General features: G+C 65.4%; 20 protein-coding genes. 10 read left to right on the top strand and 10 right to left on the bottom strand.

Going from position 1 to position 24032, the window contains the following annotated elements:
- Window positions 1-3 precede the first annotated feature (3 nt).
- The 7 genes from ureG to CH285_RS14970 form a co-directional block, all read right to left on the bottom strand.
- Window positions 4-708, bottom strand: a complete 705-nt coding sequence (ureG, locus tag CH285_RS14940) for an urease accessory protein UreG (RefSeq protein WP_032370566.1) — start codon at window positions 706-708, stop codon at window positions 4-6.
- A gap of 61 nt (window positions 709-769) precedes the next feature.
- On the bottom strand, window positions 770-1459 hold the full coding sequence (locus CH285_RS14945; RefSeq protein ID WP_052060889.1) for an urease accessory protein UreF: 690 nt from the start codon (window positions 1457-1459) through the stop codon (window positions 770-772).
- Window positions 1459-3180 carry an urease subunit alpha gene (locus tag CH285_RS14950; RefSeq protein WP_027497140.1) on the bottom strand — a complete coding sequence of 574 codons (1722 nt, stop codon included), beginning with the start codon at window positions 3178-3180 and terminating at the stop codon, window positions 1459-1461. Before CH285_RS14950 ends, CH285_RS14945 begins: the two co-directional genes overlap by 1 nt.
- Window positions 3180-3812, bottom strand: a complete 633-nt coding sequence (locus tag CH285_RS14955) for an urease subunit gamma (RefSeq protein WP_052060888.1) — start codon at window positions 3810-3812, stop codon at window positions 3180-3182. The genes CH285_RS14950 and CH285_RS14955 overlap by 1 nt, the downstream gene beginning before the upstream one ends.
- A gap of 50 nt (window positions 3813-3862) precedes the next feature.
- Window positions 3863-5134, bottom strand: coding sequence for a DUF6986 family protein (locus CH285_RS14960; protein WP_052066255.1), 1272 nt, complete (start codon window positions 5132-5134; stop codon window positions 3863-3865).
- A gap of 5 nt (window positions 5135-5139) precedes the next feature.
- The gene (locus tag CH285_RS14965) at window positions 5140-5601 is read right to left on the bottom strand and encodes a PaaI family thioesterase (protein WP_027497142.1); all 462 of its coding nucleotides are present in this window, start codon (window positions 5599-5601) and stop codon (window positions 5140-5142) included.
- A 222-nt stretch (window positions 5602-5823) separates the two neighbouring features.
- Window positions 5824-6546 carry a hypothetical protein gene (locus CH285_RS14970; RefSeq protein ID WP_228139410.1) on the bottom strand — a complete coding sequence of 241 codons (723 nt, stop codon included), beginning with the start codon at window positions 6544-6546 and terminating at the stop codon, window positions 5824-5826.
- 222 nt (window positions 6547-6768) lie between these two features.
- Here CH285_RS14970 and CH285_RS14975 point away from each other — a divergent pair, with 222 nt between their 5' ends.
- From CH285_RS14975 to CH285_RS14985, 3 genes are read left to right on the top strand one after another with little or no spacing between them, the layout of a single operon-like run.
- Window positions 6769-8244, top strand: a complete 1476-nt coding sequence (locus CH285_RS14975; RefSeq protein ID WP_080729245.1) for an iron chelate uptake ABC transporter family permease subunit — start codon at window positions 6769-6771, stop codon at window positions 8242-8244.
- A gap of 47 nt (window positions 8245-8291) precedes the next feature.
- Window positions 8292-9344: a FecCD family ABC transporter permease gene (locus tag CH285_RS14980; RefSeq protein ID WP_174557250.1), complete on the top strand. Its 1053-nt coding sequence runs from the start codon at window positions 8292-8294 to the stop codon at window positions 9342-9344.
- Window positions 9341-10210 (top strand): ABC transporter ATP-binding protein, encoded by an 870-nt coding sequence (locus tag CH285_RS14985; protein ID WP_027497146.1) that lies wholly within the window; start codon window positions 9341-9343, stop codon window positions 10208-10210. Before CH285_RS14980 ends, CH285_RS14985 begins: the two co-directional genes overlap by 4 nt.
- 9 nt (window positions 10211-10219) lie before the next feature.
- Here CH285_RS14985 and CH285_RS14990 read toward each other — a convergent pair whose 3' ends face one another.
- Window positions 10220-12742 carry a bifunctional lysylphosphatidylglycerol flippase/synthetase MprF gene (locus tag CH285_RS14990; RefSeq protein ID WP_094643261.1) on the bottom strand — a complete coding sequence of 841 codons (2523 nt, stop codon included), beginning with the start codon at window positions 12740-12742 and terminating at the stop codon, window positions 10220-10222.
- A gap of 101 nt (window positions 12743-12843) precedes the next feature.
- Complete coding sequence (locus CH285_RS14995; RefSeq protein WP_094643221.1) at window positions 12844-14145, bottom strand: alpha/beta hydrolase; 1302 nt, start codon at window positions 14143-14145, stop codon at window positions 12844-12846.
- 194 nt (window positions 14146-14339) lie between these two features.
- Between CH285_RS14995 and CH285_RS15000 the strand changes: the two genes are divergently transcribed.
- From CH285_RS15000 to gndA, 4 genes are all read left to right on the top strand, one after another.
- A complete protein-coding gene (locus CH285_RS15000; protein WP_032366177.1) occupies window positions 14340-14756 on the top strand; it encodes a BlaI/MecI/CopY family transcriptional regulator in 417 nt (138 codons plus the stop codon).
- Window positions 14757-14779: 23 nt separating this feature from the next.
- Entirely contained in the window at window positions 14780-15736 is a 957-nt protein-coding gene (locus tag CH285_RS15005; RefSeq protein WP_032370570.1) for a M56 family metallopeptidase, read from the top strand.
- A 281-nt stretch (window positions 15737-16017) separates the two neighbouring features.
- Window positions 16018-17781 (top strand): DEAD/DEAH box helicase, encoded by a 1764-nt coding sequence (locus tag CH285_RS15010; RefSeq protein WP_032370571.1) that lies wholly within the window; start codon window positions 16018-16020, stop codon window positions 17779-17781.
- Window positions 17782-17945: 164 nt separating this feature from the next.
- Entirely contained in the window at window positions 17946-19397 is a 1452-nt protein-coding gene (gene gndA, locus CH285_RS15015) for an NADP-dependent phosphogluconate dehydrogenase (protein WP_032388365.1), read from the top strand.
- A gap of 71 nt (window positions 19398-19468) precedes the next feature.
- Here gndA and CH285_RS15020 read toward each other — a convergent pair whose 3' ends face one another.
- On the bottom strand, window positions 19469-19996 hold the full coding sequence (locus CH285_RS15020) for a DUF4262 domain-containing protein (RefSeq protein WP_052060886.1): 528 nt from the start codon (window positions 19994-19996) through the stop codon (window positions 19469-19471).
- Window positions 19997-20083: 87 nt separating this feature from the next.
- Between CH285_RS15020 and CH285_RS15025 the strand changes: the two genes are divergently transcribed.
- From CH285_RS15025 to CH285_RS15035, 3 genes are read left to right on the top strand one after another with little or no spacing between them, the layout of a single operon-like run.
- Complete coding sequence (locus CH285_RS15025) at window positions 20084-21412, top strand: DEAD/DEAH box helicase (RefSeq protein WP_094643222.1); 1329 nt, start codon at window positions 20084-20086, stop codon at window positions 21410-21412.
- Window positions 21409-22308: a DMT family transporter gene (locus CH285_RS15030; protein WP_094643223.1), complete on the top strand. Its 900-nt coding sequence runs from the start codon at window positions 21409-21411 to the stop codon at window positions 22306-22308. Before CH285_RS15025 ends, CH285_RS15030 begins: the two co-directional genes overlap by 4 nt.
- A gap of 11 nt (window positions 22309-22319) precedes the next feature.
- Window positions 22320-23756: a GuaB1 family IMP dehydrogenase-related protein gene (locus CH285_RS15035; RefSeq protein WP_032366171.1), complete on the top strand. Its 1437-nt coding sequence runs from the start codon at window positions 22320-22322 to the stop codon at window positions 23754-23756.
- The last annotated feature ends 276 nt before the right edge of the window (window positions 23757-24032 follow it).

Below are 24032 nucleotides of genomic sequence, written 5' to 3' on the forward strand. Positions count from 1 at the left end.
CGTTCAGTGCGCGTGGTCGTGTGCGTCGGCGTCGGCGATGACCTTCAATTGCTCACGCACCCAGCCGAGCACCGTCGTTGCTGCGGGATCGTCCGTGAGAGAGATCAGGGCCGTGGGACGACCCTCGCGCACCTGCGCGGCGTCGCGCTCCATCACACCCAGATCCGCACCGACGTACGGCGCGAGATCGGTCTTGTTGACGACGAGCAGGTCGGAGAACGTCACGCCGGGACCACCCTTACGAGGCACCTTGTCTCCTCCCGCGACGTCGACGACAAAAATCTGGACGTCGATCAAACCGGACGAAAACGTGGCGGTGAGATTGTCGCCGCCGGACTCCACCAGAATCAGGTCGAGAGGGGGGTTGTTCTCGATCAGGTCGTCGATCGCGTCGAGATTGGCGGTGATGTCGTCGCGTATCGCGGTATGCGGACAGCCGCCGGTCTGCACGGCCGTGATGCGCTCGTCCGGCAACACTGCGTGCCGCCGCAAGAAGTCGGCATCCTCGGTGGTGTAGATGTCGTTGGTGAGCACGGCCAGAGACAGCTCGTCGCGGAGCTGGCGGCACAAGGCGGCCACCAAGGCGGTCTTGCCCGACCCGACGGGTCCGCCGATTCCCACACGCAAAGCATCGCCTGCGACCCGTGTGCGCTTGGGTCGGTCCAACCCGTGGTCGTGGGGCTCACCGTCGATCAGGTGCGGGGGCATGACATCTCCTTCGGTCGAGAAAACGGTACTGCGGTCGAGAACCGTGTCGGCGGTCGTGAGTTCAGGATACGAACAATGGGCGATCGCGGACGGCGTGGGCTTCCGCGAACATGTCCAGCAGCGGATCGGACAGCTCCATCAGAACCGGGAGCGATGCGCACGCGGCGTCGGCCACTTCATCGCAGAAGTCCCCCAACCGAATGGTGCACGAGGCAACCTCGGCGGGGTCGAGCGCAAGCAGACGTTGCGCCGCGATCGCCGAGCCGGTCATGGTGATGTACACCTGCACGGCCGCGGTGTCGGCGACGGACAGATCTGCTGCGAGTCCCACGTGCCCGGCCGCGACGGCCAGATGCGGCCGTCGGCCGATGGACTGCCAATCGTGATGCGGCCACGCTGATTTGGCCAATCTGAGCAACCCCCGACCCTGAGCTCGCGACGCAGCTCGCACTGCCGGCGACGGCGTCCGGGCATCGCACTCGGCATCGGCCGCATCCGTGTCCAACGAGCCGAGAACAACCGCACCCGCGATGGACGCCGCCGTGGCTCCCGACGTCCGAATTCGCCGACGCAGAAATGCCTCGAGGGTATCGATGTCGCGCACGAAACCTGATGCGATCGCTTCTTCGACTCCCCCGGAATGGACGTGCCCACCGGTGGGAAGCCGCGAATCTGCAAGCGAGAGAAGGGTTGTGACCTGTCGACGTGCAGCGTACGACGACGCAGTCGACGAGAGGGATCCAAGCGCCATCAGAAGAGGAAATACCGTTGCGCCATCGGCAATTCGGACGCCGGTTGTTCCTTCCACACCTCGCCGTCGATACGCACGGTGAAGGTGTCCGGATCGACTTCGATCTCCGGAAGCGAATCGTTGAGCGGCATATCGGCTTTCCTGATCCCGCGCACGTTCGCAACCGGAACGAGACGGCGATCGCACGCAAGGCGATCGGCCAGACCGTCCTCGATCGCTTGTGGCGCAACGAAATGCAGCGACGTCGCAGCGGCTGCCTTGGGTGACGCTCCGAACATCGGCCGCGGCAGCTCGGGTTGCGGCGTAGGAATGGATGCATTGGCGTCGCCCATCGCGGCCCACGCGATCATGCCGCCCTTGATGACCATGTGCGGACGCACACCGAAGAAGGCAGGATCCCACAACACCAGATCGGCGAGCTTGCCCGTTTCGATCGACCCGATCTCCGCATCGAGACCGTGGGCCACGGCCGGACAGATCGTGTACTTCGCGACGTATCGCCTGACCCGATTGTTGTCGGCACCGTTGTCCCCGGGCAGGTATCCGCGCCGCGCCTTCATGACATGAGCCGTCTGCCAGGTTCGCAGTACCACCTCACCGATACGTCCCATGGCCTGAGCGTCGCTGCCGATCATCGAGATCGCTCCCATGTCGTGCAGCAAGTCCTCGGCCGCGATGGTCGACGGCCGAATGCGGCTCTCGGCGAACGCCAGATCCTCCGGAATGCTCGGACTGAGGTGATGGCACACCATCAACATGTCGAGATGCTCGTCCAACGTGTTCACGGTGTGCGGACGCGTCGGATTGGTCGAGCTGGGCAGCACGTGTGCTTGCGCGGCAACGGTGATGATGTCGGGAGCGTGCCCGCCGCCGGCACCTTCGGTGTGATAAGCGTGTATTCCACGGCCGTTGATCGCAGCGAGGGTGGTCTCGACGAATCCGGCCTCGTTGAGGGTGTCTGAGTGAAGAGCCGCTTGAACCCCCGCCTCGTCGCACACTCGCAGGCACGCGTCGATCGCGGCGGGAGTCGACCCCCAATCCTCGTGCAACTTGAATCCCGAAGCGCCGCCGCGCAACTGCTCCCACATCGAATCGGGATTGACCGTGTTGCCTTTGCCGAGCAGCACGATGTTCATCGGCCAGTCGTCGAGCGATTCGAGCATCCTGGACAGATGCCACGCACCCGGGGTGACGGTGGTTGCCTTGCTCCCTTCCGCGGGCCCGGTACCACCCGCGATCACCGTGGTGATGCCGCCGCCGAGGGCTTCTTCCTTGATCTGCGGGCAGATGAGGTGCACATGGCAATCGATGCCGCCGGCCGTGACGATCTTTCCGTTGCCCGCGATGATCTCGGTCGATGGCCCGATCACGAGATCCGGATGAACGCCGGTCATGGTGTCGGGATTGCCGGCCTTTCCGAGCGCAACGATCCGACCGTCGCGAATACCGAGGTCTGCCTTGATGATTCCCCAGTAATCGACGACGACGACGCCGGTGATGACGGTATCCGGGGCACCGTCTGCCCGGGTGGCACGAGACTGGCCCATCGACTCACGGATCACTTTGCCGCCGCCGAACACCGCTTCCTCGCCGGCCTTGCCCGGACCGCCACTTCGGTCCTCGGTGATCTCGATCAGAAGGTCGGTGTCGGCCAACCGAATCCGATCACCCGTCGTAGGGCCGAACAACTGGGCGTATCGACTGCGACTCATACGCGCCATCAGCTGTCCAACTTTCCTGGAGGTGTCATGCTCAAGCCGTATACCTCGCGGGTCCCACCGAGGGGCACGAGTTGCACCGTCTGCTCGATGCCCGGCTCGAAGCGCACGGCAGTGCCGGCCGGAATGTCGAGCCGACACCCGTAGGCGCGATCGCGATCGAACTGCAGGGCGGCGTTCGCTTGAGGAAGATGCACGTGACTTCCCACCTGCACCGGTCGATCGCCGCCGTTCACCACCGTCAACGTGATCGATTCGGCGCCGTCGTTGATCTCGATATCTCCTGCGACGGTGAAGATCTCACCCGGAACCAGATGGCCGTCTCTGCGCTCGGGCGAGATCGGCTCGTGCACCGTGATCAGTTTCGTTCCGTCGGGGAACGTCGCTTCCACCATCACCTCGGGAAGCAGTTCGGGCACACCACTCAGTACGTCGTCGGCCGTGAGCACTTCCCGGCCCGACGCCATCAGCTCGGCCACGGACTTTCCGTCACGAGCACCCTCGAGGAGGTGATCGGTGATGACCGCGATCGCCTCGGGGTGATTGAGTTTCAGGCCGCGAGCACGGCGCCGCCGCGCGAGTTCGGCGGCGTAGCTGACGAGCAGTCGATCCTGCTCGTGCGGAGACAACCGCATGTAGGTTCTCCGTCCGATCGGTGATGATGCTCGGCAATTCTGACACGCAGTCAGCCCAAGGGCACGGTGACCGACCGATCGAGCAGACCCCGCAGGACATTTCGGTCGACAGAAGGGGCCACGTCCTGCAGTTCGGTGACCCCGAACGCGCCCGCGTCCAGGCCGCGTACCAAGACGCCCGCGAGAGCCTGCGCCGTCGCCGGCTCGTCCATCACATCTCCGCCGCGACGATCGAGGTAGTTGCCCAGCCGAGCTGCGGCGACGGGCATCGCGTGACGAAAGAACTCGAACGTGGCCAACCACCGCGTCACCAGATGACCGGGGTGCATGTCCCACCCCTGGTAGAAGCCCCGCTCGAGGGATCTGGTCACCAGATCGAAGTGGCGCCGCGCCGACGCTGCCACTTGTTCGGAGCTACCGGTCGGAACCACCTGGGTGGACCCGTCGCACACCCACACGCCTGTCTGCGCTGCCGCAACCAACATGATGTTCTTGGCATGGTCTGCCACCGGATGAGCCAGAGATTGCTGCGCCGATGTGATTCCACACGCCGCGCTGTAGTCGTAGGTGCCGTAGTGGAGCGACGTGCAGCGACCATCCGCGCGGGCTATCGCACGCGCCAACGTCGTCGTACCGTCGGCACCGATCACGGCCTGCGGGCTTTCGATCTGCAACTCGAAACGGAGTGCCCGATCGGGAAGACCGTGAGCCCGCTCGAGTTCATCGCACAACGCGACCACGGCCGAAACCTGCTCGACCGCGCGGAGTTTGGGCACTGTGAACACGAACCCGTCGGGCACTCCCCCGGCCCCGTCCAGGACGAGTTCCAGGGTTCGAATGCCACGCCGACGCTCATGAGCGGCAAGGCCTTTCGCACGGATGCCCAGCCACGACGGGCCCGCCGTGTCGTGTGCCAGCGCAGCCAACGCTGCACCTGCTGCCGCGGCGTGACGATCCTCGACGGCGTCGGAGCGCCACCCGTAGCCGTCCTCGAAATCGAACCTGAGGTCCTGGATCGGTGCTGCGTTCAGCCGGTCCCGTACCACCGGTAGAGCATCGGTGGTGCCGAGGCCGGCGAAGGCCTCGGGATGCGCATCGAGCAGGCCGAGGGCTGCGGTTCCCCATGCGGCCGGGATGTTCTCGGACGCCTCGGAGGCCGGGACGTAGACAGTGTGGGAGGGCTGCCCGCCTATTCGGTCTCCCGGATAGTGCTGCGCCAGATCGGCATCGATGGGCTCGAAGAGTGCTTCGATGCGGGCGAACGCGTCGTCGGTCAGCGCTCCGCCGGCGGAAGGGGGAACGACATCGTCGTGTCCGGTCATGGGCTTCACTGTCCCAGACGTGCTGTGTTTTCGATATTCGCCAGCCGCACTTTGCCCTGTGCCACCAGGCGACCGCCCTCGTCGGAGATGTCGACCTGCCAGAGTTGCTGGGTGCGGCCTCGATGGATCGGATGTCCGTGCGCGGCAAGAGAGCCCGAGCGCGTTGCTCGCAGGAAGTCCGTGCTGTTGTTCACCCCGACGACATGACCGCGCGAACCGAACCAGGCCGATCCACCGATGCTGGCAACCGATTCCACCACGGCGCACAGAACACCACCGTGCATGATCCCGGCCGGCTGGTGCAGTTGCGGGGTGACATCCCACTCTGCGCGAACGACGTCGCCGGTCACTTCTCGGTAGGTCAGTCCGACCACGCCGTCGAATCCGCGTCCGCAGAGTTCGGTCAACTGTTCCGGGGTGAGGGTCTCGAAGGGGCTCGCTTCGGTGGTGCCGTTCGAATCGGTCATTGCTCCGCTTCCGGTCGCGTACTGAGAATGTTCGCCGACTGCAGTCGACCCATGACCAGAAATACACGACACTCCGCCCGAGAAAATCGGTGGGCCTCTCGTTCGAGTCGAACGAGAGGCCCACCGTGGCAAGGACCGGGAGACACTGCAGCCCTCAGGTCTCCGGCGCGGTCCGTTGGTATGAAATTAGCATAGGCATACCTCATTTCGGACGCAAGGCCTTCAGGAGGCGCGTAGGCGCTGCCGGCCCGGGACTCCGACTCGCGATCGCACGGGCGCGCCGGCAGCGACCATTGCGTCGAGCAGTAACTGGCCTCGCCGCGTTCCGGCGGATGGGCCGGTCCCGGCCAAAATCGGGACGTACGTCGACGCACCGAGGATCGCGTCACCCACCAGCGCCCAGAAGACGCGAGCATCCAGCGGAGCCCGCTCACTGATCGCGCGATAGACAGACCCGAGAGACGTCAGGCACCGATGCGCGGTCCAGACGAGAAGAGCCTGTTCACAGGGCAACGTCACGGTTCCGGGCTCGCCGGCTGCCGGATCCTCCGGCAGCACTCGCAAGATGGGCGACGCAACTCCCGCCCAATCGATTCCCCCGTCGCTGTCCATATGGATCCACAAGTTCTCGATGCCCGGATCCCAGGCACGCGCTTCGAGCACGAGCAGTGCTGCAACCCGTCCGACCACCGCATGAATCAGCGCAGTCGCCACCTGCACCGCCGCAGCGTGCGGCACTTCGAGATCCTCGAGCGAACGGCGGTACATCTGCTCGACGCGACCGTCGTCGAGACCGACCGACAGCTGCCACCAACGCCGCTTGCCCTCGTCGGCCATGGCGGCCACCGCGTACATCCTCGGATAGTCGGGATTGAGCGCGCGCAGAGTGGAACACGACTCGGCCAACAGCGCGTGCCCACCGGATCGGTCCGAGAATCGGTGCACATCGGCCCAGCCCGTGAATGCCGCAGTTGCAACTGACACCTGAATGCTCCTTCTGTTCGTGATCGGTGAACTCGCCCCACCGTCGACCAATGGATGTAGGTTAGCCTAACCAGATACGGCTGCCGAGTCAGGCACCGCTACCCTTACCTCGTGTCGCACGGCGAGCAAGGGTTCCGTAACCTAAACCGTGTCCCTTCGATCCAGCGAGGAGTCACGACCCCAGTGACCACAGCTCCGCTACTCGGCCCTCACGGCTCGCGTCGCTCGCCCGACGAGCGATACGGGACCGAGGACGTGCCCACCGGGCCCGCACCGCGGAGTACACGCATCGCAGCCGCGGGGATCGACGCGCTGATCGTGCTCGTGCCGTTGTTCATCGGGTGGTCTATCGTCGACGCCCTTCGCGACGACAACGGCGGTGGCCAGGCCGACCGTGTCGTGTTCGGAGCCATTTCTGTTTCGGTGGCCGTCGCCTTGTTCGTCTGGAACCGCGGCTACCGCGATGGCAACGAGGGGCAGAGCACAGGTAGACGGTGGATGAGTCTGACGCTCCGCGACACCGACACCACCGGCCCGGTCGGTGTCCGTCGAGCTCTCCGTCGCCAGTTCGGTCTCGGCCGGTCCAGTTCGGAGGTCGTGCGCGAGAAGACCGCTGCAGCGGATGATTTCGAGCCCATTCCCAAGGATGGTTCGGTTGCCGCCATTCGCCGACGCAGATTGCTCGGCCTGGCAGTGCTGGTCGTCGCTCTGGCCGCCGGCATCTTTGCGAGCATCGCCATCGGTGCCCGACCACTGACGTTCGCCGAGATCGCCCATGCATTGATCGATTCGAACGGCACGGACACCGACATCATCGTGCGGACCTTGCGGGTCCCCCGAACGGTGCTGGCGTTGGTGGTCGGCATCGCGCTCGGTATCGCAGGTGCCCTCATCCAGGGACATACGCGCAACCCGCTGGCCGATGCCAGCTTGCTCGGCCTCAATTCCGGGGCTGCGTTCTTCGTCGTCATGGCCATCTACCTGTTCCGGTTCACCTCTCCGAGCCAGTACCTGTGGTTCGCGTTCGCGGGTTCGGCAGTGGCGAGCGTCGTGGTGTTCGGTCTGTCGTCCATCGGGTCGGGCAGATCGAGTCCGATCAACCTCGCCCTGGCGGGCGCGGGTGTCGCGTTCTTCCTCTCCGCGATGACGAATGCCGTCGTGTTGCTAGACCAGACGAGCCTCGACGGCTACCGCTTCTGGGTGGTCGGATCGGTCGCCGGTCGGGGGCTCGACGTGCTGTGGCAGGTTCTCCCCTTCCTGATTCTCGGTGTGCTGATCGCACTCGCCAGCACCCCGGGCCTGAACGTCATGAGCCTGGGCGAGGACGTTGCGCGGTCCCTCGGAACCAACATCGCGGTCACCCGAACCGTCGGAATCCTGGCCATCACTTTGCTGACCGGAGCGGCAACGGCCGCGTGCGGGCCCATTGCCTTCGTCGGCCTCGTCGTTCCGCATATCGCCCGAGCGGTGACCGGACCCGACTACCGCTGGCTCGTGCCCTACGCGGGCCTCATGGGCGGCGTGATGCTGATGATCGCCGACGTCATCGGACGCGTCGTGGTGCGCCCGGGCGAGTTGCAGGTGGGCATCGTCCTCGCACTCTTCGGCGCGCCGTTCTTCATCGCACTGGTACGCCGTAGAAAGTTGGCGAGCCTGTGACCGCCGAGATCCGGTCCCCCGAACCCTCCACGGCCGGTCCCGGCACCGTGCCCGCGCGGCCCGCCGTTCGCCTGGGGCGGGTGTCCCTCGTCCGCCGTCCACTGATGGTCGTCACCACCGTCCTCGTGGCTGCCGCCTTGATTCTCGTCATGTGTGTCAATATCGGCCGCGGCGACTTTCCGCTGTCGATCCCCCAGGTGCTCGATGTCCTGCTCGGCGGCGGAACGCGGATCGAACGGTTCATCGTCATGGACCTACGCCTGCCCCGGTCGTTGACGGGCTTGCTCGTCGGAGCGGCCCTGGGAATTTCCGGTGCGATCACGCAATCCATCTCTCGAAACGCACTCGCCAGTCCCGATATTCTCGGCATCACCGCCGGTGCCAGTGCTGCAGCCGTCGCGCTGATCGTCCTGGGCGGCGGCGGTACCTTCAGCGGTCTGCTCGCCACCCTCGGTCTGCCACTGGCAGCGCTGATCGGCGGAGTGCTCACCGCAATAGCGATCTACTCACTCGCCTGGCGGAAAGGCGTAGACGGCTTTCGCTTCATTCTGGTGGGAATCGCCGTCAACGCCATGCTCACGGCCGTCATCGGGTGGTTGCTGATCAGCGCCGACATCAACGACGTGTCGCGCGCGCAGGTCTGGCTCAACGGTTCTCTCAACGGAGCCAACTGGTCGACGGTGTGGCCGGTCGCAGTCGCCGTCGTCATCGTCGGGGGCGCAACCATCGTGTCGACGTTCACGCTGGGAGCACTGCGTCTGGGTGACGACAATGCACGATCGCTCGGAGTCCGGTTGCAGCACAGCCAAGCCGTGATGTTGCTCGCCGCCGTCGCACTCGCTGCCGTCGCCACGGCTGCGGCCGGACCGATCGCGTTCGTCGCACTGGCAGCCCCGCAGATCGCGGTACGGCTCCTTCGAACCCCGGGACCGCCGATCATCGCCTCGGCATTACTGGGCGGACTGCTGGTAGTGGCGAGTGATCTCATCGCGCGGACGATCCTGCCGGTGGAACTGCCGGTCGGCATCGTCACCTCGGCACTCGGTGGACCGTTCCTTCTGTACCTTCTCGTGCGCAGTAATCGAAAGGCTTCCGTATGACAATCAGCCACGCCTCGCGTTTGGTCGCAGACGATCTCAGCCTCGGTTACGGCGACCGGACCATCATCGAGCACCTCGACCTCGCGATTCACACCGGGGTGATCACCACCGTCATCGGCCCGAACGGCTGCGGCAAGTCGACCCTGTTGCGGTCGCTCGGACGCCTGCTCAAGCCCAAGGCCGGCAGCGTGATGCTCGACGGCCGGGCGATCTCCTCGATGAAGACCAAAGAGGTTGCCCGAACCCTGGGTATGCTGCCGCAGGCACCAACTGCTCCGGAAGGACTGACCGTCGCCGATCTGGTCTCGCGCGGTCGTCACCCCCATCAGTCGTGGATAAGGCAATGGAGCTCGGACGACGAGGCAGAAGTGGCCAACGCACTCGAACTCACCGGCGTCGGCGACCTCGCCGACCGTCCCGTCGACGAGCTGTCCGGTGGTCAACGACAACGCGCCTGGATTTCGATGGCACTGGCGCAAGGCACCGACATCCTGCTGTTGGACGAGCCGACGACCTACCTCGACCTTGCCCACTCCATCGAGGTACTCGACCTCGTCGATCGCCTGCACGAGGAGCTCGGCCGCACCATCGTCATGGTGTTGCACGATCTCAACCTCGCACTGCGATACAGCGACCAGTTGATCGTCATGAAGCAGGGAACCATCGTCACGTCCGGTCGCCCTCAGGACGTCATCTCGGAGGAACTACTGCTCGACGTGTTCGGTCTCGAGGCAGCCGTGATCGACGATCCCATGTCGGATCGCCCGCTCATCGTTCCGATCGGAACTCGCCACGTGTACGGGTCGGTCGGTGGTCCGGTGAAGTCGGACAGGCGTTCCGGGACACCGGACTCGCGGGCCGTCTAGCGCAGAGCGTCACCGCTCGATCATCGTTCGGACGAGCTTGAAGCCCTGACCGATGGACACGTCGGGCAGGTAGGCCCGGCCGATTGCGTTGCCGATACTGGGCAGGGCGGCCGGATCGGCGAACGTCATGTGCATCGGCTCGTAGCGCGGCTGGAATTTGGATTTGAATGCCAGCAGCGACCGGAACCCGTAGACAGGTTCGAGGGTGCGCCCAAGAACATCGAGCAACCGTTCGAGCAAGCCGGACAGCGTCGACTGCTCGGCGCTGGACACGTGCTCGGGCTGCTTCTCGTCGACTTTGGCCAGAGGTGCACCGGACAGGCTCAGGAACCTGGCCCCCTCCTGCTCGAGGAGCAGGGCGGCAGAGGCGATGAGAAACTCCATTGTCGGCCGAAAGCCTTCCGACCGTCTCCGCATGAAATCGAGCGTCCACCCGACGATGACGCCGTCCTCGTAGACGGGCATCCACGACGTCACCCCGTGCACGGTTCGATGTTCGTCGACGGCAATCAGGCATCGCACGTTCTCGTCGTCGACCTCCTCGAGTCCGCCGAGGGTGAAGCCCATCTCCGGCATCCCCTTGTCTGCTACCCACTCCTCGGAGATCGCGGTGATCTGATCGGTGATGGCCAGTGGAGCGGTGGGAAACCGAATCCACTCCGCAACGACGCCTGCCTTCTTCGCTCGATTGAGCGCAGTACGAACATCCTGGAACCGCTTGCCGGTGAACGCGATCCCGTCCAGATCGAGCACTGTCTCCTCACCGACCTGGATACCGCCCCAGCCGAGAGAATCGGTGATACGCCGGACGGCCGGGGTGACGGAGTAGAAACACGGAATCCACCCGTTCTTCGACGCGAATTCGGCAAACTCGACGACGTTGTCTCGCAACGATTCTCGCGGCCCGACGGGATCTCCGGTGGTCAAAGCCACGCCGGAAATGACGCGATACGCCACGTAGCTGCGGCCGTCGGCGCTGAACCAGTACTTGTTTCCGCGCCAGGTCGTCATCCACGACAGCGCCGAGCCGCTGTTCGACATCAGCACGCTGCGAGCCCGTTCGGTGGCATCGGTCTCCGGGCCGTACACCGGTGTGAGGAAGGTGCTGATCGTGAGCACGCACACCACGACCCAGAACACGACGCCGGTCCACTCGAACAGCAAGGTGGTCGGGATGCTCTGGGGTAGAAGGGCGGGCTCGAGCCACTGCAGATAGACCGGCGGAACCAGCCTCTGCGGGAAATCGATCAGCAGTCCGCCGAAGGACGGCGAGTCGGCGAAACCGCCGCGACCGAGATAGCCGCCGATCGAGTAGATCAGGCCGAGTCCTACTACGGCGGCCACGACGGACGCGGCCCAGCGTCGGTACGTGCCAGCCGGTGCCGACACGTCGAAGAACTTCCGAGTGACGATCAGGACCAGCAGGACGATCAGGGGCAGAAGGAAGGGCACGGCAGTGCGGTAGGCCGTGGGAGATTCCAGCCCGTAGAACAACGATTCGTCGTCACCGGCTTCGAGGAATCGGATGGCGTAGTTCGCCACCGACAGCGCGAGCAGAACCACCTGCGAAATCACTGCCATCGCCCACGCGAACCGTCGACCGCGGCGCAAACCGTCACTGACCACCAACAGGAACAGCGACGGCATGATGCTCAGGATCGTCGGTCCGACTCCGCCCAGCCTGAGGTCGAGCAGCCCGCGGCGGCATTCCACCGGATCGGTCGTGGCATCGGCGCAGATCTCACGAACCTCGGCAGCTGTGTACGGCACACCGCGAACCACGTCGCGAAGCACCGCGAACGGCCCCACAGCATTGGGGCTCAAGGCCGCCAGCACCGGACCCAGGGCACTGGCGGCGACGATCAGCGCGACCAGGACACGTCCTTCACGCTGCGTTCCCGCCAATCTCGGACCGCGCGCCGACCGGCCGACGATCCACGGGCCCACGATCAGACCGATCACCGCTGCCGCCAACCGAACGACGTCCTGCAGATGACCGCCGAACAAGGCCAGGGTCACCAGAAGGGTCAGCAGTCCGACGCGAATCCGCCTGCGCCACAGCGTGTCCATCCGCGACGTGGCAACCAGCACAACGCCACAGACCCATGTCGTCGGGCCCACGGCCGTACCTACGTGGAGGCGGAAACCCCAATCCTCGTCGACGGTCTTCGCCAGCACGGCCAGGCCCAGCCCGAACAACGACCCCGCAACCTGCGTCACGAATGCGGCTACCGCGAACCGACGGGAACCGATACGACGTTCGATCGGGGCAGCAGCGAGGAGCACCGCAACGGTCGCCACCACGCAGCCCGCAATATTCGGCGCTGCCAGACCAGATGTCAGCGGCGTCCAGAGATGCCAGTGCTCGAACGGGACGATGCCTACCGCGAAGTACCTGTCGACCTGACCATGGCCGTCCGACACGACGGCATACATCCCCGAAAGCCAGACCACGGCGAGCAGGGTGAAGCTGACCGGGGCACCCACGGCACCGAACAGGATCAGCGACCACAATCGCCGCGACTGCCGCATCGTCGCCGAGGCGGCGGATCTCACGACGGCCACCTTCTCGGACATCCACGTCGGTGCCGCAGCATCGATCGCTTCCGTCGGCCCCCCCGACTCGTCGGTGTTCACGCCGTCAGTCCTGTTCTCGTAGCCAGCCACGGCAGTTCTCGACGTAAGCCTTCGGACCACACCGCGAAGCTGTGTCCCCCTGGTACCTCCACGTACTGCACATCCATTCCAGCGGCCTTCGCCGCGTCGTACATCTCCTGCTGACCCGGTTGGTAATCCTTGTCCTCGGACCCCACGACGAAAATACCGGCAGAGTCCGGGTATCGACGCGATTTCAGCAGGTCGAGAGGGTTGATCGCGGTGAACGCTGCGGCGTTGCCGCCGAACGCCTGCTGCACGGTTCGATCTCGATCGCCGAGGGTCGGCTCTCGCTGACCCGACAGGTCGAGAAACGTGGGATAGACCTCGGGATGATTGGTGGCCATCTGTATCGAGCACGTTCCGCCGTAGGACAATCCGCCGATCGCCCAATGAGCACGGTTGCGATCCACCTGCAGGGAGTTGTCGATCCAATCGGGAACGTCACGTGCGAGGTACGTGGCCGCGTTGCCGAGTGTCGAATCCACGCAGAGCGGATTGGCGATCGACGAGCCGGTGCCGTCGGCCACGACCACCACCGGTGCCAGACCGGCATGATCACGCGCGAAGTTGTCCATGGTCTCGGCGAGCTTGCCCCCGTTGAACCAGTCTTCGGGTGCGCCGGGCTGGCCGGCGAGCAGTACGAGGACAGGAAGGAGCGGACGGGGATCGGCGAAGTAGGCCGGCGGTAGGTAGATCTGGGCGTCTCGCGCCGTGAAGTTCGACGCGGTGGCAGGAATGGTGGCGGAGGTGACGCGGCCGGCGGAAGGCAGGTCGGCAGGTGCGGACCAGACAGATTCCAGGGGCGTGCCGGTGACGGTGTCGGAGACCGGAGGCGGCACGTCCGAGAACGCTATGCGCTCGGCCGACTCGACACCGAGCGCATTACCCACGGTCGGATACGCATCGAATTCGAGGTTGACGTGCAGAGCAGACGTTGCCACCACGAGGACCGCCGCCAGCACCGACACCACTGTGCCGACCACGCCGCGGGCTGCGATCGACCGTGGTACGAGTGCGAACAGGGCAGCCACACCCACCCCGATCCACACGTAGATCGAGATGTCGATCGGATCGGGGAACGGACGCCATACTTTTTCGACCAGTACGTAACCGATAGCCGTGACGACGATCGCCGCGGTGGCAGCGATCGGCAGCGCACGCCTGGCGTACCGACGCGACCTCGAGACCAGCAACCACAGTCCGCCGGCGGCGCCGAGCGCGGACACGATCACCGGCAGTGGCCCATCGAGCAACGACAGCGAATCGAACCACTTCACGCGAGGTCTCCACTCATCTTTCCGACTCGGCCCAGCGGCACCAACTCTCGACAGAGTATGCCCACGGACCCGCTCACGGTCACGACCCGCCGACGCCACTCGACCGCGGCTATGACCGAGACCACAGCACACGGACGGTAGTTACTACTACGAGTAGTACGCATCCGCGTCGGACTGGCCGTAGACTCGGAGGAATGGCTGGCCTTGGTGAATTGGAACGCGCAGTAATGGACCATCTGTGGGAATCGACGGAGCCGCAGACCGTTCGTCAGGTCCACGAGGCCCTTGCGACTCATCGTGAACTCGCGTACACGACCGTGATGACGGTCCTGCAGCGTCTGGCGAAGAAAAGTTTGGTCGTCCAGCAGCGCGACGACCGAGCTCACCGCTACGCCCCGGTCCATGGTCGCGACGAGTTGGTCGCGAGCCTGATGGTCGACGCGTTGTCCCAGGCCCCCGCCTCCGGCGGTCGTGCAGCTGCCCTCGTGCACTTCGTCGGGCAGGTCGGAGCAGATGAGGCCGCCGCCCTCCGTGAAGCACTCGCGGCGCTGGAAGTGGCACAATCGACGACAGAGTCACCTTCTGCTGCAGAAGGCCGTCCGACGGACTGAGGCTCCTCGTAGTAAGTGAGGACATGAACTCCACCACTGCGCTGGTATTCGCGATACTCGCGCTGATCCTGGCTGGACCTGTGCCGGCGATGCTCGCCCGCGCGAGCTGGCCGTACCGGTCGCCTCGCGCTGCTCTGGTGCTGTGGCAGGCCATCGCCCTCGCGGCCGTGTTGTCGGCCTTCAGTTCCGGCCTCGCAATCGGCGGATTGCTGCTCGTGCCGGGCCCCGACGGCCGTCCGACCACGGCTCCGACCGACGAGATCGACGCCTTGGGCCTGCCTCTGTGGACCTTGTACGTGGTGGTGCTCGCGATCACTCTGGGCATCGGAGCGAAACTGATGTTCTCGGTGGCTCAGGTGGCGGTGCGTACCCGCCGTCGCCGCTCCCGTCATCGCATGTTGGTCGATCTGCTCGACCGGACCGACAAGAGCGACAATCCGTTCAGGGGCCTGCGTGATGCAGACATCCGGGTTCTGGACGCGGCGGAACCGATTGCGTATTGCCTGCCCGGACTACGGCAGCGGGTGGTGCTGAGCCGCGGAACGCTTGCCAGCCTCTCCGAAGCGGAAGTGACCGCGATCCTCAGCCACGAGCGATCACACCTACGATCCCGGCACGACCTCGTGCTGGAAGCGTTCACCGCGGTCAACGAGGCGTTCCCCAGAATTGTTCGTAGCAAGTCCGCCCTGAGCAGCGTTCAGTTGTTGGTCGAACTGCTGGCCGATGACACGGCGGTCAAGGTCACCGGACCCACCCCTCTCGCGCGCGCACTCGTGACGTGTGCCGGATCCACCGCACCGCGGGGTGCCATGGCAGCCGGCGGACCGCACACACTCATTCGCGTCCAGCGGTTGAGCGGGCCGGGCAGCGACGTCCGGGTCGCCGCTGTGGCATATCTGGCCGCCGTCGTCATACTCGTGCTGCCGACCATCTACGTCGCGATGCCGTGGCTCGAAGAGCTGAGCAAACTCCTCGGCTGATCGAGCGCCGCCACGTCAGGGGGGTCACGCAGGTCACACCCATCCGGGTGAACAAATGGCGGTACGTCCCGTACAGTAGAACTCGGTCGCCATCGCGACCAAGCAATCGAAATGGCACAAACAGCCCCACTTTATGCAGGTTCGACCTGCGTACCGATGGCCAGGTGACAGTGCCCTGGCTCGTATCAATGTGTTCTGGCTGTTTTTCGTGTTTCCCTTCTCGTCGGGTCTCTCAGCTTCGGGCTTATTGGCGTGCCCGCAATCCGGAGAGGCTTTACTGCGTGACCAACGCTGTTTCCAATACCACCGTTTCCCCCGAGTCCGACTCGACGGCCGTACCGACGCCCGCAGCGGCACCGGCGTTCACATTCGCCGAGCTCGGTCTGCCCGAGGCAGTCGTCGCGGCTCTCGCTCGTAACTCGATCACCGTGCCGTCCCCCATCCAGGAAAAGGCGCTTCCCGACGCCATCGCCGGCAAGAACGTCCTCGGTCGCGCGCAGACAGGTTCGGGCAAGACCCTCGCCTTCGGCCTGCCGATCCTGCAGCGCCTGTCGCTGCACACCGATCGACCGGCCGCCAAGCGCCCGCGTTCGCTCGTACTGGTTCCCACCCGCGAACTCGCGTTCCAGGTTGTCGAGTCGCTCGCTCCCTACGCCAACGCACAGGGCCTCCGGGTCATGCCTGCTGTCGGCGGAACCCCGTTCAACAAGCAGGTCGAGCAGCTTCGCCGCGGAGTCGACGTACTGGTCGCCACTCCGGGACGACTGGCAGATCACCTGCGTCAGGGCACCTGCATCCTCGACTCCATCGAGATCACCGCACTCGACGAGGCCGATCAGATGGCCGACATGGGCTTCCTGCCCGAGGTGCGCGCCGTACTCGCCGATACACCCGCAGACGGCCAGCGGATGCTGTTCTCGGCCACCCTCGACCGCGAGGTCCAGTCACTGGTTCGCCAGTTCCTGCCCGACCACGTCGAGCACTCCACCCAGGACGGCAAGGCCAGCGTCCGAACCATGGACCACTACGTCCTCATGGTCGACCGCGGCCAGAAGGATCTGGTGCTCTCGGAGATCGGTGCCCGTGAAGGCGGCCGCACCATCATGTTCGCACGCACCAAGCTGGGCTGCGACGGCATCACCGATCGCCTGCGCGCCCTCGGCATCGCTGCAGAGTCGCTGCACGGCGGCAAGGCACAGAACCAGCGCACCCGAGTGCTCGAGCGATTCAAGAACGGTCGTACCCCTGTGCTCGTGGCCACCGACGTCGCGGCCCGCGGAATTCACGTCGACGGAATCGACCTGGTCGTACACGTCGATCCGCCCGCTGACCACAAGGACTACCTGCACCGCGCCGGCCGCACGGCACGCGCCGGAGAAAAGGGCACCGTCGTCGCGATCGTGCTCCCCAATCAGCGTCGTCAGGTTCTGCGTTTGACCGGGATGGCCGGCGTCAAGGCCACCGCGGTCAACGTCTCCCCCGGTTCGGCCGAACTCAACAGCATCACCGGAGCCAAGAAGCCGACCGGTGAGCCGTTGCGTGCCGAATCCACCCCGCGTGATCGCAACAGCCGCCCGCGCACCGGTGGCTACCAGGGATCCAACCCCCGCAGCGGTGGCTACCAGGGTTCCAACCCGCGCAGCGAAGGCGGCTACCAGGGTGACCGTCCCCGCACGGGATACCAGGGATCGAGCCCTCGCACCGGCGGCTACCAGGGATCCAACCCGCGCAGCGAAGGCGGCTACCAGGGTGACCGTCCCCGCACCGGCTACCAGGGATCGAGCCCTCGCACCGGCGGCTACCAGGGATCCAACCCGCGCAGCGAAGGCGGCTACCAAGGTGACCGCCCGCGTCGCTCCGACTCGAGCTCGTACCGCGGCTCAGAGGGTCGCGGTTACGAAGGTCGCGGGTCGGACAACCGTGGCTCGGACAACCGTCGTCCCGCATCCGCCCCGCGCCAGGACGAGAACCGGTCGGGTGGGTTCCGTAGCCGCACCGAGCGTCGTTCGTACGACGGTTTCGACGGGCCTGCACGCAGCCACTGATCGATCGTTCGAGGCGAAGCCCTGATTCGACGGGCTTCGTCGCTCGAACCCCGAGGTGCCGCATTCTTCGCGAATGCGGCACCTTTTTCGTCGTGTCGGCCTGCGTCGCACCCGACCCAGGGGGTTGGCTCGCGCGAAATCGCGCGGCAAGGAAAGCTGTCTGTATGACCTCAGCAGCAAAAGAGACAGAACTGGCTCAGATCGGAGTCACCGGACTCGCCGTCATGGGCTCCAACATCGCGCGTAACTTCGCCCACCACGGGCACACTGTCGCGTTGCACAACCGCAGTATCGCTAAAACCGACGCGTTGATCGCCGAGCACGGTACCGAGGGCAACTTCATCCGTACCGAGACCATCGAGGAGTTCGTGGCCGCGTTGGCGAAGCCGCGGCGCGTGCTCATCATGGTGAAGGCAGGCGACCCGACAGATGCGGTGATCGAGGAACTCGCCGGTGTGATGGAGGAAGGCGACATCATCATCGACGGCGGCAACGCGCTCTACACCGACACGATCCGCCGCGAGGCGGCCATGAAGGACCGCGGTCTGCTCTTCGTCGGTGCCGGTATTTCCGGCGGCGAAGAGGGCGCGCTCAACGGCCCGTCGATCATGCCGGGTGGTCCGGCCGAGTCCTACAAGGCACTGGGACCGTTGCTCGAGTCCATCGCTGCGCAGGTGGACGGCACGCCGTGCTGCACGCACATCGGGCCCGACGGCTCCGGCCACTTCGTCAAGATGGTGCACAACGGCATCGAATACGCCGATATGCAGCTCATCGGCGAGGCGTACAACCTCTTTCGCGACGCGCTCGGGTACTCGCCTGCGCAGGTTGCAGACGTCTTCACCGAGTGGAACAAGGGCGATCTGGAGAGCTACCTCGTCGAGATCACTGCGGAGGTCCTTCGCCAGGTCGACGCGAAGACCGGGCAGCCACTGGTCGATGTGATCGTCGATGCTGCCGAGCAGAAGGGCACCGGTCGATGGACCGTCAAGGCGGCACTCGATCTCGGAGTGCCCGTGACCGGGATCGCCGAGGCAGTGTTCGCACGGGCTCTGTCGGGATCGCGGGCCCAGCGCAAGGCCGCTGTCGGCCTCGCATCGGGATCACTGGCCGACAAGCCGACCGATGCCGAGCAGTTCACCCACGACATCAGCCGGGCGCTGTACGCGTCGAAGATCGTCGCCTACGCACAGGGCTTCGATCAGATCGCGGCGGGTAGCGCCGAATACGATTGGAATCTGCATCCGGGCGATCTCGCCACGATCTGGCGTGGTGGCTGCATCATTCGGGCGCGATTCCTGAACCGCATCAAGGACGCGTACGACGACAACGCCGAACTACCGAGCCTCATCCTGGCGCCGTACTTCCGTGACGCCATCGAGAACGCGATCGACAGTTGGCGGCGCGTCGTCATCACGGCTGCGTCGCTCGGCATCCCGGTGCCTGCGTTCGCATCCTCGCTCTCGTACTACGACGCGCTGCGCGCCGAGCGTCTGCCTGCGGCCTTGACACAGGGACAGCGCGACTTCTTCGGTGCGCACACCTACGAGCGCACCGATTCCGAGGGCAAGTTCCACACTCTGTGGAGTGGAGATCGGTCCGAGATCGAAGCCTGACATCGGTCCCTCGCCGGTGGCACCGCGCGTACTTTCGTGCGGTGCCGCCGGTGTGATCGGTATCCGCTCGCTCAGAAGGGCACCGGCCCGAGTATCGGCTGCACCACCGTCGACGGAATTCCCTCCCACGGCAGTGCACCTTCGAGGTCCCTCCAGACGGCTTGTACGGCGCTGAAGCGTCCCGTGCCGTACACGTCGGAGGCGACGTACAGGATGTCCGCACAATCCGGTACGTCGATGGCCAGAAGATCGAATCCTGCTGCTGCACAACCGATTCCGGATTCGATGTCCAACATCCCCGACGCCACCGAAGTCCCCAGCGCGTTCAGGATCATCGAGGATTCACGTGGCCCGCGTCCCGTCACGACGATTTCGGGACTGCCCAGGTCGGTGAGACCGACCGTGTAGCAGAACGCGGGATGAATGCCGTCTCGATCGACCTCCGATTCCACGTACTGCAGCGCCCACCCGAATGTCTCGATCGTTGCCCTCACATCATCGATGTAATTGTCGACACCGAACCCTCGGCACATCTTGCACATGACTCCCCCACCTTCGCCGTGCAACCGCCCCTGCGGAGATTGCGTCTCGAACGCCATTCGAACTCACGTTCTAGGGCAAGTATTGCGTGCGGTACCGACAAGAACGGTCGAACGCGTCGTCGATCCGGCGGTAAGGTCAGCTCCATGCCGGGTCAATCCACTCGATCGTTCGCAGACCTCGGTCTCCCCGTCGTTCTGGTGCACTCCCTCAGGAATGCAGGTGCTCGCGACCCGTTTCCCATTCAGGTCGCGGCGATCCCCGATGCCCTTGCCGGACGGGACGTCCTCGGGCGCGCACCCACGGGCTCGGGTAAGACCCTGGCGTTCTCACTGCCGATTCTCGTCCACCTCGCCGGCAAGCGAAGCGCACCTGCGGCACCGCGCGGGTTGATTCTCGCCCCCACGCGGGAACTGGCACTGCAGATTCGTGAAGTACTCGACATCCACGGTGCCACCTTCGGACTTCGTACCGTCGGCGTCGTCGGAGGTGTTCCGCTCGAACGCAACGTCCGAGATATTCAGCGCGGAGTCGACATCGTGGTCGCGACTCCCGGCCGGCTCATCGATCTACTCCAGCGACGCTCGATCACACTCGAGCATGTCGAGGTCACCGTCATCGACGAAGCAGACCGCATGGTGGACATGGGTTTCCTGCCTCAGGTCGATTCACTGCTGGCCGCCACCCCGGCACACGGTCAGAGGATGTTGTTCTCCGCGACGCTGGACGGGGAGGTCGACGGGCTGGTCGAGAAGTTTCTGAAAGACCCCGCTGTGCACTCCACTGCGGCAGCCGTCAGCGAACCCGACATGACCCATTTCGTCTTCCGAATCGACGCGGCCCGAAAGACCGAAGTCGCTGCCGCACTTGCCAACCGCGACGGAAAGACACTTCTGTTCCTACGGACCACCCATGCCGTCGATCGACTCACCGACGAGTGCCTCGCGCTGGGTGTGCCGGTATCGTCGTTGCACGGCAACAAGACTCAGGCGCACCGCACCCGATCGCTCGCGGCCTTCGGCCAGGGCACGTCCGTGGCTCTCATCGCAACCGACGTGGCAGCCCGCGGTGTTCACGTCGACGACGTGACTCTCGTCGTTCACGTCGATCCCCCCGTCGATTTCAAGGATTACCTGCATCGCGCCGGACGTACTGCACGTGCCGGTGCCCGCGGAACCGTCGTGACGCTGGCAACGGACGACCAGTTGGATCGCGTCCGATCGATGGCCGACGAGGCCGGCGTTGCCGCCACGATCATCGATACCGATCTGGACCAGTCCGCGTGGCGTCGACCGACGGGCGCACGCACCCCGATCGGTCGACCGCTACCGGCCTCGGTACCGACGACGAGCGGTGCTGCGGCCGACCCCCGAACTGCGCGCGGTGCGGGCCGGACGGGTACGCCGGGCAGGCGTGGGCGGAGCGATGGCACCGGGAGCCGGCGGGGTGGCGGTAGCAGAGGACGACGCGGGTGACCGCGTCCTGGCCGGCGGTCGTACTCGCACTGATTTCGGCGTTCCTATTCGCTTGCGCGTCGGTCGCGCAACAGAGCGCGGCCGCGTCCGTCCCCGAAGGTGAATCCCTAGTTTCGGCACTGGTGCGTAGCCCGCGGTGGTGGGTGGGCGTCCTCGGAGACGGCGGTGGCTATGCGGTTCAGATCGCCGCGCTGTGGGTCGGCTCGGTGCTGGTCGTTCAACCTCTGCTGGTGACAGCACTGCTGTTCGCTCTCCCGATGTCGGCAAAGCTGGTCGGCAGAACACTGCCTGCCACCACCTGGGCGCTCGCCGTGGCGATGGCCGCGGCACTTGCCGTCTTCATCGTGGTGGGCGATCCGAGCGAGGGCAATACCGACGCCCCTTTCGTGCAGTGGCTCGTTCCATTGATCGCGGTGGCCGTCGTTGTCGGCTGCGCCGCCGCGGGCGGATTGCTGCTCACCTCGCCGGGAGTTCGGGCACTACTGCTCGGTGCAGCGGGAGGTTTGTTGTTCGGCCTGGCGGCTGCGCTGACCAAGAACGTCACCGACCTCGTCGACGGTAACCCGGTCGAGGCGCTGACGGCCTGGCAGACCTACACGCTGATCGGATCCGGCGTCGTCGGTTTCTACCTGCAGCAGCGTGCATTCCAGGTGGGTCCGCTGTCGGCGTCGATGCCGGCAGTGACGATCTGTGAACCACTCGGCGCGGCGTTCGTCGGAGTCACTGTCCTGAACGAGCGAATCAGAACCGAGGGCGCAGCCCTGACGGTCATCGTCGTGGCCGTGGCCGTCATGATCGTCACGACGGTCCTGCTGTCGCGTACGCAGGCCGCGAACGCGTCCGAACCGACCGCTCGGGACGGGGCGTCGAACCCAGGAAGTCCATCCGACCGGTAGTCTCGATCAACGTGCAGTTCCTCGATGGTCACCAGCCGCCCTACGATCTCACCTACGACGACGTCTTCCTCGTCCCGAACCGGACCGATGTCACTTCTCGTTTCGACGTGGACCTCAGCACGGTCGACGGGTCGGGAACGACCATTCCGATCGTGGTGTCGAACATGACCGCAGTATCGGGTCGGCGGATGGCCGAGACCGTCGCACGACGCGGTGCCATTGCCGTCATTCCGCAGGACCTGCCCACCGAGGCCGTGGCCGAAACGGTCGCATTCGTCAAGAGCAGAGATCTCGTTGCCGACACACCGGTCGTTCTCGGCCCCAACGCCTCGGTCTCCGATGCGCTCGCCCTGGTGCACAAGCGCGCTCATGGATCCGTCGTGATCGTCGAGCACGGCAAGCCCGTCGGTGTCGTCACCGAGAGCGCCTGCGCGGACGTCGATCGCTTCGCTCGGCTCAGCTCGGTGGCCGCGACCGACTTCGTGCGGGTGGCCCGCAACGCCTCACCCAAAGAGGTCTTCGAGATGATGGAGGCCGCCCACGCCCAGCTCGCGATCGTCGTCGAGGACGACGGTTCGTTGGCCGGTGTGGTGACGAACACCGGTGCCGTCCGCACCGGCATCTACGCCCCTGCCGTCGACGCGTCGGGACGGCTGCGGATCGCTGCCGCGGTCGGCATCAACGGCGACGTGGCGAAGAAGGCGACGGCACTGGTCGAGGCCGGTGCCGACGTCCTGGTGATGGATACCGCCCACGGGCACCAACAGAAGATGCTCGAAGCGTTGGCCGAAGTGCGTTCGCTCGATCTCGGCGTACCGCTCGCCGCCGGCAACGTCGTCTCCGCTCAGGGCACTCGTGACCTGGTGGCGGCGGGTGCGGACATCGTCAAGGTCGGTGTCGGCCCCGGGGCCATGTGCACCACTCGCATGATGACCGGCGTGGGTCGGCCGCAGTTCTCCGCCGTGGCCGACTGTTCGGCTGCCGCAGCCGAACTCGGTGCGTCGGTCTGGGCCGACGGCGGTGTTCGCCATCCTCGCGACGTCGCGCTCGCGCTCGCGGCCGGTGCCGCCAACGTCATGATCGGATCCTGGTTCGCGGGCACCTACGAATCTCCCGGAGACCTTCGCGTCGACGCGGCGGGCAACCGATACAAGGAAAGCTTCGGCATGGCGTCCAAGCGTGCCGTCGCGGCGCGCACTGCCACCGACGGGGCCTTCGACCGCGCCCGCAAGGCATTGTTCGAGGAAGGGATCTCCAGTTCCCGGATGCGACTGGATCCGGATCGTCCCGGCGTCGAAGACCTCATCGATCACATCTGCGCAGGTGTGCGCAGCACATGCACCTATGCCGGGGCCCGTTCCCTGCCCGAATTGGCCGAACGAGCCGTCCTCGGGGTCCAGTCGGCCGCAGGATTTGCCGAGGGGCGCCCCCTGCCGTCCGGGTGGTAACGCACCGAGACGGTTAGACTCACCCACTACGAGTTCGACGACGTTCGCTGTCGTTGCCCGCGCCGAGAAGACAACGTCGACTCGGCGCGGTGCGACGACGCGTCGGCCACCACCGGTGTGCCGCAACGCGAACCAGACAGAAGGGAATCAGGTGCCCGAGGCACCCACTATTTCGGTTGCCGGTTCGGCAACTGCGGAGCAGCACGACGACGGTTCCACATCGGAGGGATCCTCTATCGAGCCGGGAGAGAAACCCGGCGACACCGATTTCGACAG

Source organism: Rhodococcus sp. 05-2256-B1 (assembly GCF_002258465.1).
Lineage (GTDB): Bacteria > Actinomycetota > Actinomycetes > Mycobacteriales > Mycobacteriaceae > Rhodococcoides > Rhodococcoides fascians.

Coding starts and splice junctions, on each gene's coding strand:
- CH285_RS15020 (WP_052060886.1), bottom strand. CDS start 19,996: ATGGCGTTCGAGACGCAATCTCCGCAGGGGCGGTTGCACGGCGAAGGT.
- CH285_RS14965 (WP_027497142.1), bottom strand. CDS start 5,601: ATGACCGATTCGAACGGCACCACCGAAGCGAGCCCCTTCGAGACCCTC.
- CH285_RS15000 (WP_032366177.1), top strand. CDS start 14,340: ATGGCTGGCCTTGGTGAATTGGAACGCGCAGTAATGGACCATCTGTGG.
- CH285_RS14960 (WP_052066255.1), bottom strand. CDS start 5,134: ATGACCGGACACGACGATGTCGTTCCCCCTTCCGCCGGCGGAGCGCTG.
- gndA (WP_032388365.1), top strand. CDS start 17,946: ATGACCTCAGCAGCAAAAGAGACAGAACTGGCTCAGATCGGAGTCACC.
- CH285_RS14955 (WP_052060888.1), bottom strand. CDS start 3,812: ATGCGGTTGTCTCCGCACGAGCAGGATCGACTGCTCGTCAGCTACGCC.
- ureG (WP_032370566.1), bottom strand. CDS start 708: ATGCCCCCGCACCTGATCGACGGTGAGCCCCACGACCACGGGTTGGAC.
- CH285_RS15025 (WP_094643222.1), top strand. CDS start 20,084: ATGCCGGGTCAATCCACTCGATCGTTCGCAGACCTCGGTCTCCCCGTC.
- CH285_RS14950 (WP_027497140.1), bottom strand. CDS start 3,180: ATGGCGCGTATGAGTCGCAGTCGATACGCCCAGTTGTTCGGCCCTACG.
- CH285_RS14990 (WP_094643261.1), bottom strand. CDS start 12,742: ATGCGGCAGTCGCGGCGATTGTGGTCGCTGATCCTGTTCGGTGCCGTG.
- CH285_RS14945 (WP_052060889.1), bottom strand. CDS start 1,459: ATGGCGCTTGGATCCCTCTCGTCGACTGCGTCGTCGTACGCTGCACGT.
- CH285_RS15005 (WP_032370570.1), top strand. CDS start 14,780: ATGAACTCCACCACTGCGCTGGTATTCGCGATACTCGCGCTGATCCTG.
- CH285_RS14985 (WP_027497146.1), top strand. CDS start 9,341: ATGACAATCAGCCACGCCTCGCGTTTGGTCGCAGACGATCTCAGCCTC.